The sequence below is a fragment of the Novosphingobium panipatense genome, from assembly GCF_900182875.1.
GTDB classification, from domain to species: domain Bacteria; phylum Pseudomonadota; class Alphaproteobacteria; order Sphingomonadales; family Sphingomonadaceae; genus Novosphingobium; species Novosphingobium panipatense.
In genome coordinates this window covers 435,483-450,067 of the sequence record NZ_FXUI01000003.1, presented here as the reverse complement: position 1 = coordinate 450,067, position 14,585 = coordinate 435,483, and the positions used below count along the sequence as shown (strand labels likewise).

Sequence of the window (14,585 nt, the reverse complement as noted above, 5' to 3'; positions counted from 1 at the left end):
GAAGGCGCCTTTGCACCGCTTGAATTGCGGAGCAGGGGCGCCTATTCGCGCTCAATCATGACAACAGCACCGCGCACCCTCTACCAGAAGATCTGGGACGCCCACGTCGTCGACACGCGCGACGACGGTACCTGCCTCATCTACATCGACCGGCACATCGTGCATGAAGTGACGAGCCCGCAGGCTTTCGAAAGCCTTCGCGCCGCCGGTCGACCGGTACGCCGTCCGGACCTTACGCTTGCCGTGCCCGATCACAACCTGCCCACCACCGCCCGCCGGGACTCTGCCGGCAACCGGATTCCCATCGCCGATCCGCAAAGCGCGCAGCAGCTGGAAGCGCTGGAAAGGAACGCCCCGGCCTTCGGCATCCGCTACATCGGGGACGCCGATCCCGAACAGGGCATTGTTCACGTCATCGGCCCCGAACAGGGCTTCTCCCTGCCCGGCGCGACCATCGTGTGCGGGGACAGCCACACCGCCTGCAACGGCGGTCTGGGCGCCCTCGCCTTCGGTATCGGCACCAGTGAGGTGGAGCACGTGCTCGCCACGCAGACCCTGCTGCTCAAGCAGTCCAAGACCTTCGAGGTCCGCGTCGAGGGCACTCTGGGGGCCGGCGTCACGCCCAAGGACGTGATTCTCCACGTCATCGGTGTGATCGGCACCGCCGGCGGCACCGGCTACGTCATCGAATACACCGGCAATGTCTTCCGCGAGATGTCCGTCGAGGGGCGCCTGACGGTCTCGAACATGTCGATCGAAGCGGGCGCCCGCGCCGGCCTGGTCGCTCCGGACGAAACGACATTCGAATACGTCAAGGGCCGGCCCTATGCGCCAAAGGGCGAGGACTGGGACAAGGCCGTAGCGTGGTGGAAGAGCCTCGCCACCGACGAAGGCGCGACTTACGACAAGTCCGTGTTCATCCGCGCCGAGGACATCCAGCCGACCGTCACCTGGGGCACCAGCCCGGAAGACACCTCCGGCATCGGCGGCGTCGTCCCGGCACCGGAGGACTTCGCGGACGCATCCAAGCGCGATGCCGTGAAGCACAGCCTCGAGTACATGGGCCTGACGCCCGGGACGCGCCTTACCGACGTCGAAGTGCAGAACATCTTCATCGGCAGCTGCACCAACAGCCGCATCGAGGACATCCGCGCCGCCGCCGAAGTGCTGAAGGGACGTCGCAAGGCGGGCAACGTCAAGTGGGCGATCGTCGTGCCGGGTTCGGGACTCGTCAAGGCGCAGGCCGAAGCGGAGGGGCTGGACAAGATCATCATGGACGCCGGCCTCGAATGGCGCGAGCCCGGCTGCTCGGCGTGCCTTGCCATGAACCCGGACAAGGTGCCGGCAGGCGAACGCTGCGCGTCCACCAGCAACCGCAACTTCACCGGGCGGCAGGGGCCTGGCTCGCGCACGCACCTGATGAGTCCCGCGATGGCGGCGGCGGCTGCCGTCACCGGCAAGTTGACCGATGTGCGCGACCTGGCGCCCGTGATCTGACGCGCACAAGCTGATAGGATAGGTTCATGTCCCACGAATCCGACAACTCGCTGGCCGGCAAGGCCGCAATCGCCGCCGGCGCCGCCATCGGCTCGGCCGCAATCGCCGCCGCCCTCCTCTTCGTGAAGCGCCGCAAGGACAAGAAGACGCAGGAGCCGCAGCCCGGCCAGACCGGCACCGCGCCGCACTACCCGGCAGAGACCGACTGATGCAGCCGATCAGCCACGTCGCCGGCAAGGCGATCCCCTTCGGCCGCAAGAACGTCGATACCGACGTCATTATCCCTGCGCACTGGCTCAAGACCATCACCCGCGAAGGCCTTGGCAAGGGTGCATTCGAAGCGGTGAAGAAGGAGCCGGGCAACGTCTTCACGGACGAAACCTGGGCCGGCGCCCCGATCCTCATCGCCGGGGACAACTTCGGCTGCGGTTCCAGCCGCGAACATGCCGCCTGGGCTCTGCTCGACATGGGGGTGACCTGCGTGATCGCGCCCAGCTTCTCGGACATCTTCTCGGGCAACGCGTTCAAGAACGGCATCCTCACCGTGGCCCTGCCGCAGGAGGCGATCGACCGCCTCATGGACGTGGCGCGGGAGCACCCGATCGACGTCGATCTCGACACTCAGACGGTGACCACGCCGTTCCAGGATCGCTTCACCTTCGAGATCGACGCCTTTCGCAAGCACTGCCTGCTTAACGGCCTTGATGAGGTAGGCCTCACCATGGCGCAGGGTGACGCCATCGGCAGCTACGAGGCGAAGGCAAAGGACGCCCTGCCGTTCCTGGCCCAGGCGACCGTCGCCGCCTGACAAGACCGCTTCCCTGCCCTGATCCGGCGGGGAAGCAGACACTGCACCCTGTCGATCGTTGAAGGTCGCGCGAAACAGGGATTGCCCCGGTCCCCGGCGTTCCCTATCGGCAAGCCTGAAGCTCCACGACAGAGGTTGTCCCAATGACCAGTTTCCAGGATCGCGAGCGCGCAGAAGAAGCCAAGTTCGCTCTTGATGCCGACACTCAGTTTCGCATCCAGGCGCGGCGCAACCGCCTTGTCGGCGAATGGGCGGCCGAGCGCATGAAGCTCTCGCACGCCGAAACGGAAGCCTATGCCAAGGCCGTGGTCCAGGCCGACTTCGAAGAAGCCGGCGACGAGGACGTGATCCGCAAGCTGCTGGGCGATCTCACCGCCGCGGGCGTCGATACGTCCGAGAGTGAAGTGCGCACGGCTCTTGAAGCCAAGCAGGTCGAAGCCCGTCGCCAGCTTCTTGGCTGACGCGAAACCCTGAGGATTGACACATGGCGATGTCCGCCGAAGAGATCGAGACCCTCATCCGTGCAGCCCTGCCGGATGCAGAGGTGACGATCACCGACCTTGCAGGTGACGGTGATCACTATTACGCCCACGTCGTTTCGACAGCCTTCGCCGGAAAGCCCCGCGTCATCCAGCACAAGCTGGTCTACGAGGCTCTGGGCGGCCGCATGGGCGGTGTGCTCCACGCCTTGCAACTTACCACCGCCGTCCCCAACTGACGTCGCATACTAAACCAAGGGTTCTATAAAATGTCCGACGTCAACGCCCGCATTGGCGACATTGTCAGCAGCAACGATGTGGTTCTCTTCATGAAGGGCACTCCGCTGTTTCCGCAGTGCGGCTTCTCGAGCCGTGCGATCGCGATCCTCGATCACCTCGGCGTCTCCTACGAAACCGTCGATGTGCTGCAGGACATGGAGATCCGTCAGGGCATCAAGACCTTCTCCGACTGGCCCACGATTCCCCAGCTCTACGTGAAGGGTGAGTTCGTCGGCGGCAGCGACATCATGATGGAGATGTACGAGGCCGGAGAGCTGCATCAGCTCATGAACGATAGTGGAATCGCCGCACAGGCCTGACCCTTCGGCCAGACGCGAATAGTGAAGGCTCGGGAACCACTTCCCGGGCCTTTTGCTTTTCCTTCAGGCTGATCGGGAACCCCGGGGAGGCGGAACCGGGAGACTGACCGGTCCCGCCTCAGTCGAGACTGCTCTCGGGGTACAATACTCCTTAAGCAGGCGCCGTGCCAGTTTTCATTTGCGCCTGAAATCAGGCGCTTCGCCGTGCCGGCCGCGCGCCCGTCTCACATCAACATGTAAAGTCTGCCGACACCCGCCTCCGCGGTATGGCCGCTTCCATCGCGATTCTCCTTGCGGGCCTGCACGCCATCGGCAACGGTCCAGCCATGTTTCCCAGTGCTCCTTCCCACCTGCCGATGCCTTCGCAGGGTGTCCGTGTCGTTCCGGCCGCCACCGTCGTGATCTTCCGCCATGCCGCTGACGGCGGACCGCCCGAACTGCTGATGGTGCAGCGATCGGACGGGATGCGCTTCGCAGGCGGCGCTGCCGTGTTCCCGGGCGGCCGCGTCGACCCCGCCGATCATGACCTTGCCCGTCAGCTTCTGCCGGACCAGCTCGAGGAGATCGCCGCCGCACGGATTGCAGCCGTCCGCGAAACGCTGGAAGAGACGGGCCTCCTCATCGCCATCCGCACCCCCGTCACGGCCCGGGAAGCCGTTGCCGCACGGGCGATGCTTCTGGAGACCGGCCGGCTGGACACCGTTCTCGCACACTTCGGATGGGAACTGGACCTTGGCCGGCTGGCGTTCTTCGCCCACTGGTGCCCCTTGTGGGAAGGCGCTTTCGACACCCGGTTCTTCGTGCTGGATCTCGGCACCGGGGCGGTGGATGTCACCGTCGACGCGACCGAGAATTCCCGCCTCTTCTGGACCAGCGCCGCCGACGCCCTAGCCATGGCCGATCGCGGAGAGATCGCAGTGATCTTTCCCACACGCCGCAATCTTGAGCGACTGGCGCAATACGCCGGCCACGCCGAAGCTCTCGCCGACATCGCGGCACATCCGGTTCATCGCATCCATCCGGCCATCGAACTGCGCGATGGCGAGGAGTGGCTGGTTATTCCCGACGGCCTCGGCTACCCGGTACTCGGCCAGCTCAAGAGCAGCGCGCGACGGGGATAGAACGTGAGGCAAGCCGTCCGTCAGGCGGCGCGCTTCGGGCGAAGGTGGTGCAGGTCTGGCGCGCCCGGCAGGGTTCGAACCTGCGACCCCAAGCTTAGAAGGCTCGTGCTCTATCCAGCTGAGCTACGGGCGCGCGCAGGGTTCCCATAGCGCGGATGAGCGGATGCGCAAACCTGTAGCGTTACCAAACTTGTGCTTTGCGGGGCTGGAAAGCCACGTTACGCACAGGCCATGAACGCGCCCGCCGACACCGCATCGTCCCTCTCCCGCATCGACGGCCTTGCAGGAGCGCGGCGGCATTATCGGTATTTCGATTATGTGATGGCGGGTTTCGTGGCGATTCTCCTGCTGTCGAACCTGATCGGGGCATCGAAGCTGGCGAGCTGGCAGGGTGTGACCTTCGGCGCTGGCATCCTCTTCTTTCCGGTCAGCTACGTGATCGGGGATGTTCTCACCGAAGTCTACGGCTATGCCAACGCTCGCCGCTGCGTCTGGGCTGGCTTCATTGCCCTGATCTTCATGGCCTTCATGAGCTTCATCGTCGTTGCAATGCCCCCGGCCGATGGCTGGAATGGCCAGGCCGCCTACGAGATGGTGTTCGGCTCCACCTGGCGCATCGTTCTTGCCTCCCTCATCGGCTTCTGGGCCGGCGAGTTCGTGAACTCCTTTGTCCTCGCCAGGATGAAGCTGCTCACGGCGGGGCGCCATCTGTGGCTGCGGACCATCGGCTCGACCGTATTCGGGCAAGCTGTCGACAGCGCCTTCTTCTATCCCATCGCCTTCCTCGGCATCTGGACTCACGAGCAGGTACTGACGGTCATGGTGACGAACTGGGGCATGAAGGTGCTATGGGAGGCCGTGCTCACCCCCGTGACTTACGCGGTCGTGGGCTGGCTGAAGGCGCGTGAGGGCGTTGAGGTGTTCGACGAGAACCTCGATTTCTCCCCCTTCGCCAAGGCGGGACCGGCCTGATCGGTCGGCGGGCAGAAGGATTGAGCCCGCACCGGTGAACGGCTAGGCCGCGCTCCACATGCTCGATCGTATCCTCCTCTCCCGTTTCCGCAACCACCGCGAAACCGCCGTCGAGGGCACGGCTCAGTTCAACCTGCTCGTTGGGGAGAACGGCGCAGGCAAGACCAATATCCTGGAGGCGATCAGCCTGTTGGCGCCCGGACGAGGCCTGCGCCGCGCGCAGCTTGCCGACCTCCCCGCGCAGGATGGCGATGGCGGCTTCGCGGTGAACGCATCCCTGCAGACGTGGAAGGGGGAGCCGGTCCGGCTGGGCACGGGCAGCGCCGCCGAACGGCCCGGCCGCCGCCTGGTCCAGGTAAACGGGGGGCAGGCATCTGCCCTGAGCCTGGGAGAGTGGCTCTCGATCGGATGGCTGACCCCTGCCATGGACCGCCTCTTCGTGGAAGGCGCTGGAGCCCGCCGCCGGTTCCTCGACCGGCTGGTGCTCGCCATTGTGCCGGGGCACGCCGCCAACGCGGCGCGGCTCGACAACGCCCTGCGCGAACGCAACCGCCTGCTTTCCGATGAGCGCACGCCCGATCCACGCTGGCTGGATGCCCTGGAATTGCAGATCGCGGAGGCGGGCGCGCTCGTCGCCGCTGCCCGGGCCGAACTCGTCGCGCAGCTCCAGGTGGAGCTGGCAGCGCTACCGGAAGCGCCGTTTGCCCGTCCTTCGCTAGCGTATCTGCCGGGCGGTCCGCTGGAGCAGGACGCGCTTGCCGCTGCCCTTCGCGAGGGCCGCGCGCGCGAACGCGCCGCGCAGCGGACGCTGACGGGGCCTCATCGAGACGATCTTGCCGTCACGATGGCGGGCAAGGACCAGCCGGCTGCCGATTGCTCGACCGGCGAGCAGAAGGCCATGCTGATCGCGATCACCCTCGCGCACTCGCGACTGCTGGAGACGGCACACGCCCTCGACGCCGACAGCCGCCCGCGCCTGCTCCTGCTGGACGAGGTTGCCGCGCATCTCGATCCGCTGCGCCGACAGGCCCTGTTCGATCGGTTGCGAACCGGCTCGGCGCAAGTCTGGCTGACAGGGACCGAACTGGCGCCGTTCGAGGCTATTGCCGGCGAGGCGGCCGTCTGGGAAGTCAGCGCCGGGACGGTGCGGCGCCTGCCCTGACCTCTCCCTTCCGGCGGCGAGAGCGCTATTTCGTCTGAGGCAGGGCGTCCGCGACATCGTCCACAGTCGCCGCCACGATGGCGTCGATGCCCAATGCGGTCGGATGGACGTGGTCCCCCTGCATGAGGTCCGGCTTGTCGATCACGGGCTGAAGAAAGAACGGGACGAGCACGGCGCCATAGGTGTCTGCCAGCTGCGGGTAGATGGGGTTGAAGGCGGCGGCGTAATCCTTGCCCAGGTTGGGCGCGGCCAGCATGCCCAGCAGCACCACGGGGATGTCGTCCTGCTTCAGCCGCTGCAGGATTTTCTCCAGGTTGGCGCGCGTCTCCTCCGGCGGAAGGGAACGCAGCATGTCGTTGCCACCAAGGCTGATGATCGCAAGTTCGGGCTTCACCGACTGGTTCTTCAAGGTGAACTCCAGGCGTTGCAGACCCGCAGCCGTGGTATCTCCGGAAACCCCGGTGTTCACGATGCGCGCATTCACCCCGCGGGCGCGCAGCGCCTGTTCAAGCCGGTCCGGATAGCTTTCGCCATCCTCCAGACCGTAGCCTGCCAGAAGCGAGTCGCCGAATGCCAGGATCGGCCGCTCAGGACCCATCACCGGGATCCCGGGCGGCTCATCAACGACACTCGCGCTCGACGGGGGGGCGGACGGTGTGTTGTCGCAGGCTGCCAGAGCCAGGGAGGAAACGGCGAGAAGCGCGAGGGAAGGATGGCGCAAGGCATTCTCCTGAAAGACCGACTTGTCGGATGGGATGGTGCTATCCCATATGGGAGCGGTGACAAGCCCTTCCCACGCCTTTGACGGCGCCACCTCCGTCCCGACAATCCTTGCCCGCGACCTGCGCCTCACGCTGGGCACCGGGGAAAGCGCGGTCGACATCCTGCGCGGAGTGGACCTTTCCGTGCCGCACGGGCAGACGCTGGCCCTGCTCGGGCCTTCCGGATCGGGCAAGTCCTCGCTGATGGCTGTCCTGTGTGGTCTTGAGCGTGCCACATCGGGAACGCTCGAAGTCGCGGGCGAAAACTTTGCGGCCATGGATGAGGACGCCCTGGCCCGGGCACGCCGCGGGCGTATCGGCATCGTGCTGCAGGCCTTCCACCTCCTGCCGACGATGACCGCGCTGGAAAACGTGGCTACCCCGATGGAGCTGGCCGGGATGGCGGATGCTCATGAGCGCGCACGGGCCGAACTGGAGGCGGTCGGTCTGGGCCATCGCCTTTCTCACTACCCGGCGCAGCTTTCCGGGGGCGAACAGCAGCGCGTGGCCATCGCCCGCGCCCTCGCGCCGCGCCCGACGCTGGTCTTCGCCGATGAGCCGACGGGCAACCTCGACGGTGCAACCGGCGCGGCCATCATCGACCTTCTCTTCGCCCGCCGGGACGAGACGGGGGCGACCCTGCTCATCATCACGCACGACGAAGCGCTGGCCCACCGCTGCGAGCGGGTGGTGACCATCGGCGACGGCCGCATCGCCAGCGACGTCCCGGGCCGGGACGAAGCCGTCGATGCCGCGGCCCGCCGCACGAGTGCCGCGCTTGGTTGAGGCTCTGCCCTGGCGAACCGCCTGGACCTTCGCCCGCCGGGATCTTTCGGCGCGCTTCAAGGGATTGCGACTCCTTCTCGTGTGCCTGTTCCTCGGGGTGGGAGCGATCGCGGCGATCGGTACGCTGACCGGTTCGATCGAGCGCGAACTCGGCTCCCGCGGGCGAGAGATCCTTGGCGGCGACATCGAGCTGCGCATCTGGCAGCGCCCCCTTTCGGAAGAGGAGAACGCGGCACTCGCTTCCCTCGGACAGACCTCCCCGGGCCTGCGCCTTCAGGCGATCGCTAGCCACCGGGACATGACGGCGCCGGTCGCGCTGAAGGCGGTGGACGATGCCTGGCCGCTTTATGGAACTCTGGAGCTTACCGACGGCCGCGAGGTCAGGGCGCCGCCTGCAAACGGCGCCTGGATAGCGAGAGGCACCGCCGCACGCCTGCGTGTAGCTCCCGGCGACACGATCACCGTGGGCGGCGTGCCTGTCGCCGTCTCCGGCATCATCGAGGCGGACCCGGAGCAGATGAGCGAAGGTTTCGCCCTGGGTGACACGGCCATCGTTGGGCTGGAGCTACCGGAGAAAGCCGGGCTCACGGCGCCGGGTGCCATGTACCGCAGCGTCGCAAAGGTGCGCTTCGACGCTGCGGGGCGTGACCCGGAAGCTGCGGTCGAGCGCCTGAAGGAGCGTTTCGGCCCCAGCTTCGAGACTCGAACCCGCAAGGCGGCCTCGCCCTCTACCCAGCGCTTTGTCAGCCGCATGGGCGAGTTTCTCATGCTGGTCGGACTGGCGGCGCTGGTGATTGCGGGCATCGGCATCGGTGGCGGCGTCACCTCCTACCTGGAAGCGCGGCGCAATTCCATCGCCACGCTCAAGGTGCTGGGCGCCACAAGCGGTGACATAGCCCGAATTTACGTACTCCAGGTCGGCGCCGCCGCAATCATCGGCAGCCTCGCCGGCCTTTGCGCGGGCGTGCTCGTCACTCCGCTCCTGGCAACGGCGCTGCAGAGCCTTCTGCCGGTGGACACCGGCTTCACCGTCTCCCCCGCCGCCCTGGCGACGGCGGCAGGCTATGGCCTGCTCGTGGCCCTGGTCTTTGCCGCCCCGCCCCTGATGCGCGCCCGCAGCTGGCCCGCCATGGCGCTTATGCGCGCCCGCGTCGCGCCGCTGGTCGTCGACAGGAAGGCTCTTGCCTTTCCCGTCGGGCTGGGCCTTCTCGCCATCGTCGCTCTCGCCCTGTTCAATGCCGCACAGCCGCTTGTAACGCTCGGCTTTCTGGCAGGATCGGCTGCGATACTGGCCTTGCTGGCAGTGATCGGCATCGGCATCCGGGCCCTGGCCGCGCGGCTGCCGCGATCCCGCCGTCCCATGCTCCGCGCCGGGCTCGCCAATCTTCATCGCCCCGGAGCGCAGACCGGAGCACTGGTGACGGCGCTGGGCTTCGGGCTTTCGGCCTTCGTCCTGATCGCCGCCGTCCAGACCAGCCTTGACGCGAACATTCGCCGGACCGTGCCGGACCGCGCGCCGGACTTCTTCGTCCTCGACGTCCCGAAGGACAAGACTGCGGACTTTCGCCGGACGGTGGAGCGCACGATTCCGGACGCCACGCTGCGGATCGTGCCGAACCTGCGCGGTCGGATACTCGCCTATGGGTCCAAGGGCGCCATGACCACTGTTTCGAGCCTGGGCAAGGACTTGCCCGATGGCGCTTGGGCGCTGAGGGGCGAACGCGGCCTGACCTATTCGTCCGTTGTCCCGGAAGGCAGCACGGTTACGGCAGGCCAGTGGTGGCCAGAACTTCACCGCGGCGAACCGCTGGTCTCGCTTGATGAGAAGCTGGCTGAAGCCGTTGGGGTAAAGGTCGGCGACTACGTGACGATCAGCGTTCTGGGCGTGGAACGCACAGCCCGTATCGCCGCACTGCGCCGCATCGATTGGGACAGCCTCGGCTTCAACTACGTGCTCGTCTTCTCGCCCAATGCCCTCGCTGACGCGCCGCACAACCTGGCCGCCACCATCGAAGTGCCGGACGGCGCAGCGACAGCGAACCTCCTGCCACGGCTCGCACGGGCATTCCCCTCCTCCTCCGTGATCGAAACGGGAAGCCTGCTGCGGGACGCACGCGCCCTCATTGACCAGATGTCCGCGGCCATCCTCGCCGCTGCTGCCGTGACCGTACTGGCCGGGCTTGCCGTCCTGCTCGGCGCCATCGCCGCCGCCCGCGCCAGCCGGACTTACGATACGGTGATTCTCCGCGTCCTGGGCGCGAGCCGACGGCAGCTGCTCGGTCTGCTGATGGCGGAGTACGGCTTCATCGCCGCCGTACTGGCGGGGGTCTCGCTGCTGGTGGGCAGTGGGGCCGCCTGGATTATCGTGGTGAAGCTGTTCGAATTTGAATGGTTGCCGGACTGGGCGCGGATCGCCGCGGTGCTGCTTTCGGGTGTGGGGCTCATCCTTGCGTTCGCCCTCGCCGCCACGCTGCCGCTCCTGCGCGCAAAGCCCGCCAGCGCGCTGCGCGAACTCTAGGGGTGGCTCAGGCGGGCCTGGCCCACTACTGCGCAGAAAGGCTGGAAGGATCGCGGGTCTTGTAGACCAGCGTTCCGGCCATCATGTCGTGGAGCGCCTGCTTGCGGGCACTGAATGCCGCCATGGCATAGCCGATGCACAGGATGAGACCGGACAGGAATTTGGCGAAGTAGCGCCCCGTCGCCCGCATGAAATTTATCCGGCGCCCTTCCTCGTCGGTGACGATGAGGCCGACCGCCAGCTTGCCCAGGGTGCCCTGCAGCCGCGAACTTTCCATCAGGGCGAAGTAGAGCCACTGGCCCACGAGCAGGACAAGGATCATGCCGAGCATTGAGAATCCGATCACGGCATCGGCCAGGCTGCCCGTGCCTGCCAGCGGCAACATCAACCCGAACCCAAGCGCTCCGCCCAACACCGACAGCGCCAGTTGAAGGATGATCGCGTCGATCAGGTAAGCCAGCGCCCGCCACCAAAAGCCGCCATATCGTGTCATCACCTGCCCCTTTATGGATTATGCGCCCCTCGTCCACGTCCGCGCGCCGAGCGTGCTTCCCTGCCTGAACCGCTCCGGGCGCGCAGAGGTTTCCCGGCCGATCGACGGAGCGACCCATCGCCGCCTCAACCGGACAGCGTACCCCGCTTGCCGGAATCACTGTAATCGGTTAAGGGCGCGCCAATTTTGCGGTGCAGCACAGGGCTGCTCGCCCTAGCCCTCCTACTGAGAGTAGACCCATGTCCGCCCCGCTTCCTTTGCGCAACATCGCGATCATTGCGCACGTCGACCACGGCAAAACCACCCTCGTCGACCAGCTTTTCCGCCAGTCCGGCACCTTCCGCGACAACCAGCGCGTCGAAGAGCGCGCCATGGACTCGAACGATCTCGAAAAAGAGCGCGGCATCACCATCCTGGCGAAGCCGACTTCGATTGAGTGGAACGGCTACCGCATCAACATCGTCGACACGCCCGGCCACGCTGACTTCGGCGCAGAGGTCGAGCGCATTCTCTCGATGGTCGACGGCGTGATCCTGCTGGTCGACAGCTCGGAAGGCGCGATGCCGCAGACCAAGTTCGTCACCGGCAAGGCGCTGGGCCTCGGCCTCAAGCCGATCGTCGTGGTCAACAAGATCGACCGTCCCGATGGCCGCCATGCCGAAGTGCTCGACGAGGTGTTCGACCTCTTCGTCAGCCTCGACGCCAATGACGAGCAGCTGGACTTCCCGGTTCTCTACGCGTCGGGCCGCAACGGCTACGCCAGCTACGATCCGGACGCTCGCGAAGGCACGCTGACCTCGCTGTTCGAGAAGATCGTCGAGCACGTGCCGGCACCGAACCTCGACGTCGACGCGCCGTTCTCCTTCCTTGCCACGCTTCTCGACCGTGACAACTTCATGGGCCGCGTCCTGACCGGCCGCGTCCAGTCAGGCAAGCTCAAGGTCAATGACCCCATCCGGGCCATCGACGCCGACGGCAAGGTCATCGAGGTGGGCCGCGCGACGAAGGTGCTGACGTTCCGCGGCCTCGACCGCGTGCCCGTAGACGAAGCCCGCGCCGGTGACATCATCGCGCTCGCAGGCCTTGAGAAGGCCACCGTGGCCAACACCATTGCCGATCCGTCCGTCTCCGTTCCGATCAAGGCCCAGCCTATCGATCCGCCGACGCTGGCGATGCGATTCGCCGTCAACGACAGCCCGCTCGCGGGCCGTGAAGGCGACAAGGTGACGAGCCGCATGATCCGCGACCGCCTGATGCGCGAAGCGGAAACCAACGTCGCAATCCGCGTCACCGAGTCGGCCGACAAGGACAGCTTCGAAGTCGCCGGTCGCGGCGAACTCCAGCTCGGCGTGGTCATCGAGACGATGCGCCGCGAAGGCTTTGAACTCGGCATCAGCCGTCCGCGCGTGCTGTTTGGCACGGACGAGAACGGTGGCCGTACCGAGCCGTACGAGACCGTCGTCATCGACGTGGACGACGAATACTCGGGCACAGTCGTCGAGAAGATGCAGCGCCGCAAGGCCGAGCTGACCGACATGCGTCCTTCAGGCCTCGGCAAGACCCGCATCACCTTCTCGGCCCCTTCGCGCGGCCTTATCGGCTACCACGGCGAGTTCCTGTCGGATACCCGCGGCACCGGCATCATGAACCGCCTGTTCGAGAAGTACGACGCTCACAAGGGCCCGATCGAAGGCCGTCTCAACGGCGTCCTGATCTCGAACGGCACGGGCGAAGCCGTCGGGTACGCTCTCAACAGCCTCGAAGAGCGCGGCATCCTGTTCGTGAAGCCGCAGGACAAGATCTACGAAGGCATGATCATTGGCGAAAACGCCAAGCCCGACGATCTTGAAGTCAACCCGATGAAGTCGAAGCAGCTGACGAACTTCCGTTCGACCGGCAAGGACGACGCCATCCGCCTGACCCCGCCCAAGATCATGACGCTCGAGCAGGCCATCGCCTACATCGACGACGACGAGATGGTGGAAGTGACGCCGCAGTCGATTCGTCTGCGCAAGGCGATCCTCGACCCGCATGAGCGCAAGAAGGCGAGCCGCAAGAAGGAAAACGCCTGAACGGGGCCTCCCTTCCAGGGGCAGTAGCACGAAGGGCGCGGTGGTCTTGACCACCGCGCCCTTTTTCGTTGGCCCGCAGCAACAGGAGCCCTCCTCCCTGAATGGCGCTCCTGCCGGTGCTCCCGCCCGCAGGCGCCTGCCACCACCGGTGAGGCAGGCGCCCGTCGGTTCGCTTAGAACGAGGCTCCGAGCGAGAACACCACGGTCGCGCCCGCGATCTGCGAGCCATCCTTGCTGGAGGCGAAGTTCGGGTAAAGGTAAGCCGATTCCGACTTCGAGATATCGGTGTCGATGTAGGCGATGCCGAGCGTGAGCGGCCCGACCGCCATGTCGGCGCCCAGCATCCAGTCCACGTAGCTGCCGGTCGGCGCAACGCTCGTCCCGTTCGGGCCGAGGCCGGAGTTGCCGTTCGAATAGCCGATGTGCCCCTTCACGGTGAGCGGGGTTTCGGGGATCGCGGAGCTTGCATCCGCCCACATGTAGAAGTTGTCGGACTTCTTGCCCGGGGCATCGGGAACGCCGGCGTTGTACGCGTCGGCATCATAGTAGACGCGGCCCAGCGCGCGCTGCTTGGGTGCGTAGGCCACGCCCACGAGCACGCTGGCCGGCCCCACGTCGCCCGAAAGCTTCACGTAGGGTTCCGCAAAGTCAGTCGTGTCCGCGCCACCCGGATACATGTACCACGTCAGGCCGACATCGAGCTTCACACCGGGCGTGACTTCGGCGGCGTAGCCACCATAAATATCGAGTTCGGTGTTCGAGCCGCCGAACGTGCCCCACCCGGCCAGGTTCGAAGCCCAAGTGCCGACGTAGGCGCCGCTTGCGTGCGAAACGGTGACGCCGCCTTGCACCGCCAGTTCCTCATCCGTCTGGGACACGCCGCGGAAGCGGTAGTCGGTCACGAGACCAACGGTTCCGGAGACGGAGATTTCGCTGGGAGCTTCTTCCTGCGCAATTGCGGGGGTGGCGAAGCCGATCATGGCGGCAGTGCAGGCAGCCACGGAGCCGGCGACGCCGGAGAAGAGACGAGACGTCATAGTCGGAACACCCTCATGTTACTGTTGTAGCATGTTCCGTCCTGCGGCCCGCACGCCAGGCAGCCGCTACGTGGCGGGCCTTGTTCCTGCAGACGCTCCCAACCCTAGGGCATGGGCGCATCTTGGCAAGCGCCATGTGCTTCCATAGCATCACGGGGCGATCAGCTGTGGTTGGCCTGCAACACATTCGCTCCCGCCGGGGGGCTTCGGTCGAAAGAAAACGGGCGGCTGCGCGATTGCACAGCCGCCCGGGTTTCGGCGTCATGGCCCTGAGGCGGGT

The 14,585-nt window shown here is 66.1% G+C and carries 15 protein-coding genes and 1 tRNA gene; 12 read left to right on the top strand and 4 right to left on the bottom strand.

The features are described from left to right. The first annotated feature begins 57 nt into the window (after positions 1–57). The 7 genes from leuC (at position 58) to QOL62_RS07525 (ending at position 4,504) form a co-directional block, all read left to right on the top strand. Positions 58–1,497: a 3-isopropylmalate dehydratase large subunit gene (leuC, locus tag QOL62_RS07555; RefSeq protein ID WP_103729433.1), complete on the top strand. Its 1,440-nt coding sequence runs from the start codon at positions 58–60 to the stop codon at positions 1,495–1,497. 26 nt (positions 1,498–1,523) lie between these two features. Then, positions 1,524–1,706, top strand: coding sequence for a hypothetical protein (locus tag QOL62_RS07550; protein WP_103729434.1), 183 nt, complete (start codon positions 1,524–1,526; stop codon positions 1,704–1,706). After that, the gene (leuD, locus tag QOL62_RS07545) at positions 1,706–2,305 is read left to right on the top strand and encodes a 3-isopropylmalate dehydratase small subunit (protein WP_283405782.1); all 600 of its coding nucleotides are present in this window, start codon (positions 1,706–1,708) and stop codon (positions 2,303–2,305) included. The genes QOL62_RS07550 and leuD overlap by 1 nt, the downstream gene beginning before the upstream one ends. Positions 2,306–2,448: 143 nt before the next feature. Further along, positions 2,449–2,766 carry a DUF1476 domain-containing protein gene (locus tag QOL62_RS07540; RefSeq protein WP_103729436.1) on the top strand — a complete coding sequence of 106 codons (318 nt, stop codon included), beginning with the start codon at positions 2,449–2,451 and terminating at the stop codon, positions 2,764–2,766. 23 nt (positions 2,767–2,789) lie between these two features. Next, positions 2,790–3,023 (top strand): BolA family protein, encoded by a 234-nt coding sequence (locus tag QOL62_RS07535; protein WP_283405781.1) that lies wholly within the window; start codon positions 2,790–2,792, stop codon positions 3,021–3,023. Between the two features lie 30 nt (positions 3,024–3,053). Next, the gene (gene grxD / locus QOL62_RS07530) at positions 3,054–3,383 is read left to right on the top strand and encodes a Grx4 family monothiol glutaredoxin (RefSeq protein WP_283405780.1); all 330 of its coding nucleotides are present in this window, start codon (positions 3,054–3,056) and stop codon (positions 3,381–3,383) included. Between the two features lie 326 nt (positions 3,384–3,709). After that, positions 3,710–4,504: an NUDIX hydrolase gene (locus QOL62_RS07525; protein WP_283405818.1), complete on the top strand. Its 795-nt coding sequence runs from the start codon at positions 3,710–3,712 to the stop codon at positions 4,502–4,504. Between the two features lie 56 nt (positions 4,505–4,560). Here QOL62_RS07525 and QOL62_RS07520 read toward each other — a convergent pair. Next, positions 4,561–4,637: transfer RNA gene (locus QOL62_RS07520), tRNA-Arg, on the bottom strand. A 98-nt stretch (positions 4,638–4,735) separates the two neighbouring features. On the opposite strand from QOL62_RS07520, the gene QOL62_RS07515 reads away from it, so the two are divergent. Together QOL62_RS07515 and recF are read left to right on the top strand one after the other, a co-directional pair. Continuing rightward, on the top strand, positions 4,736–5,476 hold the full coding sequence (locus QOL62_RS07515) for a queuosine precursor transporter (RefSeq protein WP_103727612.1): 741 nt from the start codon (positions 4,736–4,738) through the stop codon (positions 5,474–5,476). 58 nt (positions 5,477–5,534) lie between these two features. Continuing rightward, positions 5,535–6,638: a DNA replication/repair protein RecF gene (gene recF / locus QOL62_RS07510; protein WP_283405779.1), complete on the top strand. Its 1,104-nt coding sequence runs from the start codon at positions 5,535–5,537 to the stop codon at positions 6,636–6,638. Between the two features lie 25 nt (positions 6,639–6,663). On the opposite strand, the gene QOL62_RS07505 is transcribed toward recF, so the two are convergent. Next, positions 6,664–7,359, bottom strand: a complete 696-nt coding sequence (locus QOL62_RS07505; protein ID WP_283405778.1) for an arylesterase — start codon at positions 7,357–7,359, stop codon at positions 6,664–6,666. Between the two features lie 49 nt (positions 7,360–7,408). Between QOL62_RS07505 and QOL62_RS07500 the strand changes: the two genes are divergently transcribed. Further along, positions 7,409–8,185 (top strand): ABC transporter ATP-binding protein, encoded by a 777-nt coding sequence (locus QOL62_RS07500; protein ID WP_283405817.1) that lies wholly within the window; start codon positions 7,409–7,411, stop codon positions 8,183–8,185. Continuing rightward, positions 8,148–10,703: an ABC transporter permease gene (locus tag QOL62_RS07495; RefSeq protein WP_379511575.1), complete on the top strand. Its 2,556-nt coding sequence runs from the start codon at positions 8,148–8,150 to the stop codon at positions 10,701–10,703. Before QOL62_RS07500 ends, QOL62_RS07495 begins: the two co-directional genes overlap by 38 nt. Before the next feature lie 25 nt (positions 10,704–10,728). On the opposite strand, the gene QOL62_RS07490 is transcribed toward QOL62_RS07495, so the two are convergent. Next, a complete protein-coding gene (locus QOL62_RS07490) occupies positions 10,729–11,196 on the bottom strand; it encodes an RDD family protein (RefSeq protein ID WP_283405776.1) in 468 nt (155 codons plus the stop codon). 239 nt (positions 11,197–11,435) lie between these two features. On the opposite strand from QOL62_RS07490, the gene typA reads away from it, so the two are divergent. Next, positions 11,436–13,268 carry a translational GTPase TypA gene (gene typA, locus QOL62_RS07485; protein WP_103727608.1) on the top strand — a complete coding sequence of 611 codons (1,833 nt, stop codon included), beginning with the start codon at positions 11,436–11,438 and terminating at the stop codon, positions 13,266–13,268. Positions 13,269–13,441: 173 nt separating this feature from the next. Here the strand turns inward: typA and QOL62_RS07480 are convergent, their stop codons facing one another. Continuing rightward, entirely contained in the window at positions 13,442–14,305 is an 864-nt protein-coding gene (locus QOL62_RS07480) for a TorF family putative porin (RefSeq protein WP_283405775.1), read from the bottom strand. Positions 14,306–14,585: the final 280 nt, after the last annotated feature.

What these genes read in the sequence shown, in the direction of transcription:
- typA (WP_103727608.1), top strand. Translation starts at nt 11,436, where the DNA reads ATGTCCGCCCCGCTTCCTTTGCGCAACATCGCGATCATTGCGCACGTC.
- QOL62_RS07515 (WP_103727612.1), top strand. Translation starts at nt 4,736, where the DNA reads ATGAACGCGCCCGCCGACACCGCATCGTCCCTCTCCCGCATCGACGGC.
- QOL62_RS07540 (WP_103729436.1), top strand. Translation starts at nt 2,449, where the DNA reads ATGACCAGTTTCCAGGATCGCGAGCGCGCAGAAGAAGCCAAGTTCGCT.
- leuD (WP_283405782.1), top strand. Translation starts at nt 1,706, where the DNA reads ATGCAGCCGATCAGCCACGTCGCCGGCAAGGCGATCCCCTTCGGCCGC.
- QOL62_RS07535 (WP_283405781.1), top strand. Translation starts at nt 2,790, where the DNA reads ATGGCGATGTCCGCCGAAGAGATCGAGACCCTCATCCGTGCAGCCCTG.
- leuC (WP_103729433.1), top strand. Translation starts at nt 58, where the DNA reads ATGACAACAGCACCGCGCACCCTCTACCAGAAGATCTGGGACGCCCAC.
- QOL62_RS07490 (WP_283405776.1), bottom strand. Translation starts at nt 11,196, where the DNA reads ATGACACGATATGGCGGCTTTTGGTGGCGGGCGCTGGCTTACCTGATC.
- grxD (WP_283405780.1), top strand. Translation starts at nt 3,054, where the DNA reads ATGTCCGACGTCAACGCCCGCATTGGCGACATTGTCAGCAGCAACGAT.
- QOL62_RS07495 (WP_379511575.1), top strand. Translation starts at nt 8,148, where the DNA reads ATGCCGCGGCCCGCCGCACGAGTGCCGCGCTTGGTTGAGGCTCTGCCC.
- QOL62_RS07525 (WP_283405818.1), top strand. Translation starts at nt 3,710, where the DNA reads ATGTTTCCCAGTGCTCCTTCCCACCTGCCGATGCCTTCGCAGGGTGTC.
- recF (WP_283405779.1), top strand. Translation starts at nt 5,535, where the DNA reads ATGCTCGATCGTATCCTCCTCTCCCGTTTCCGCAACCACCGCGAAACC.
- QOL62_RS07500 (WP_283405817.1), top strand. Translation starts at nt 7,409, where the DNA reads ATGGGAGCGGTGACAAGCCCTTCCCACGCCTTTGACGGCGCCACCTCC.
- QOL62_RS07480 (WP_283405775.1), bottom strand. Translation starts at nt 14,305, where the DNA reads ATGACGTCTCGTCTCTTCTCCGGCGTCGCCGGCTCCGTGGCTGCCTGC.
- QOL62_RS07550 (WP_103729434.1), top strand. Translation starts at nt 1,524, where the DNA reads ATGTCCCACGAATCCGACAACTCGCTGGCCGGCAAGGCCGCAATCGCC.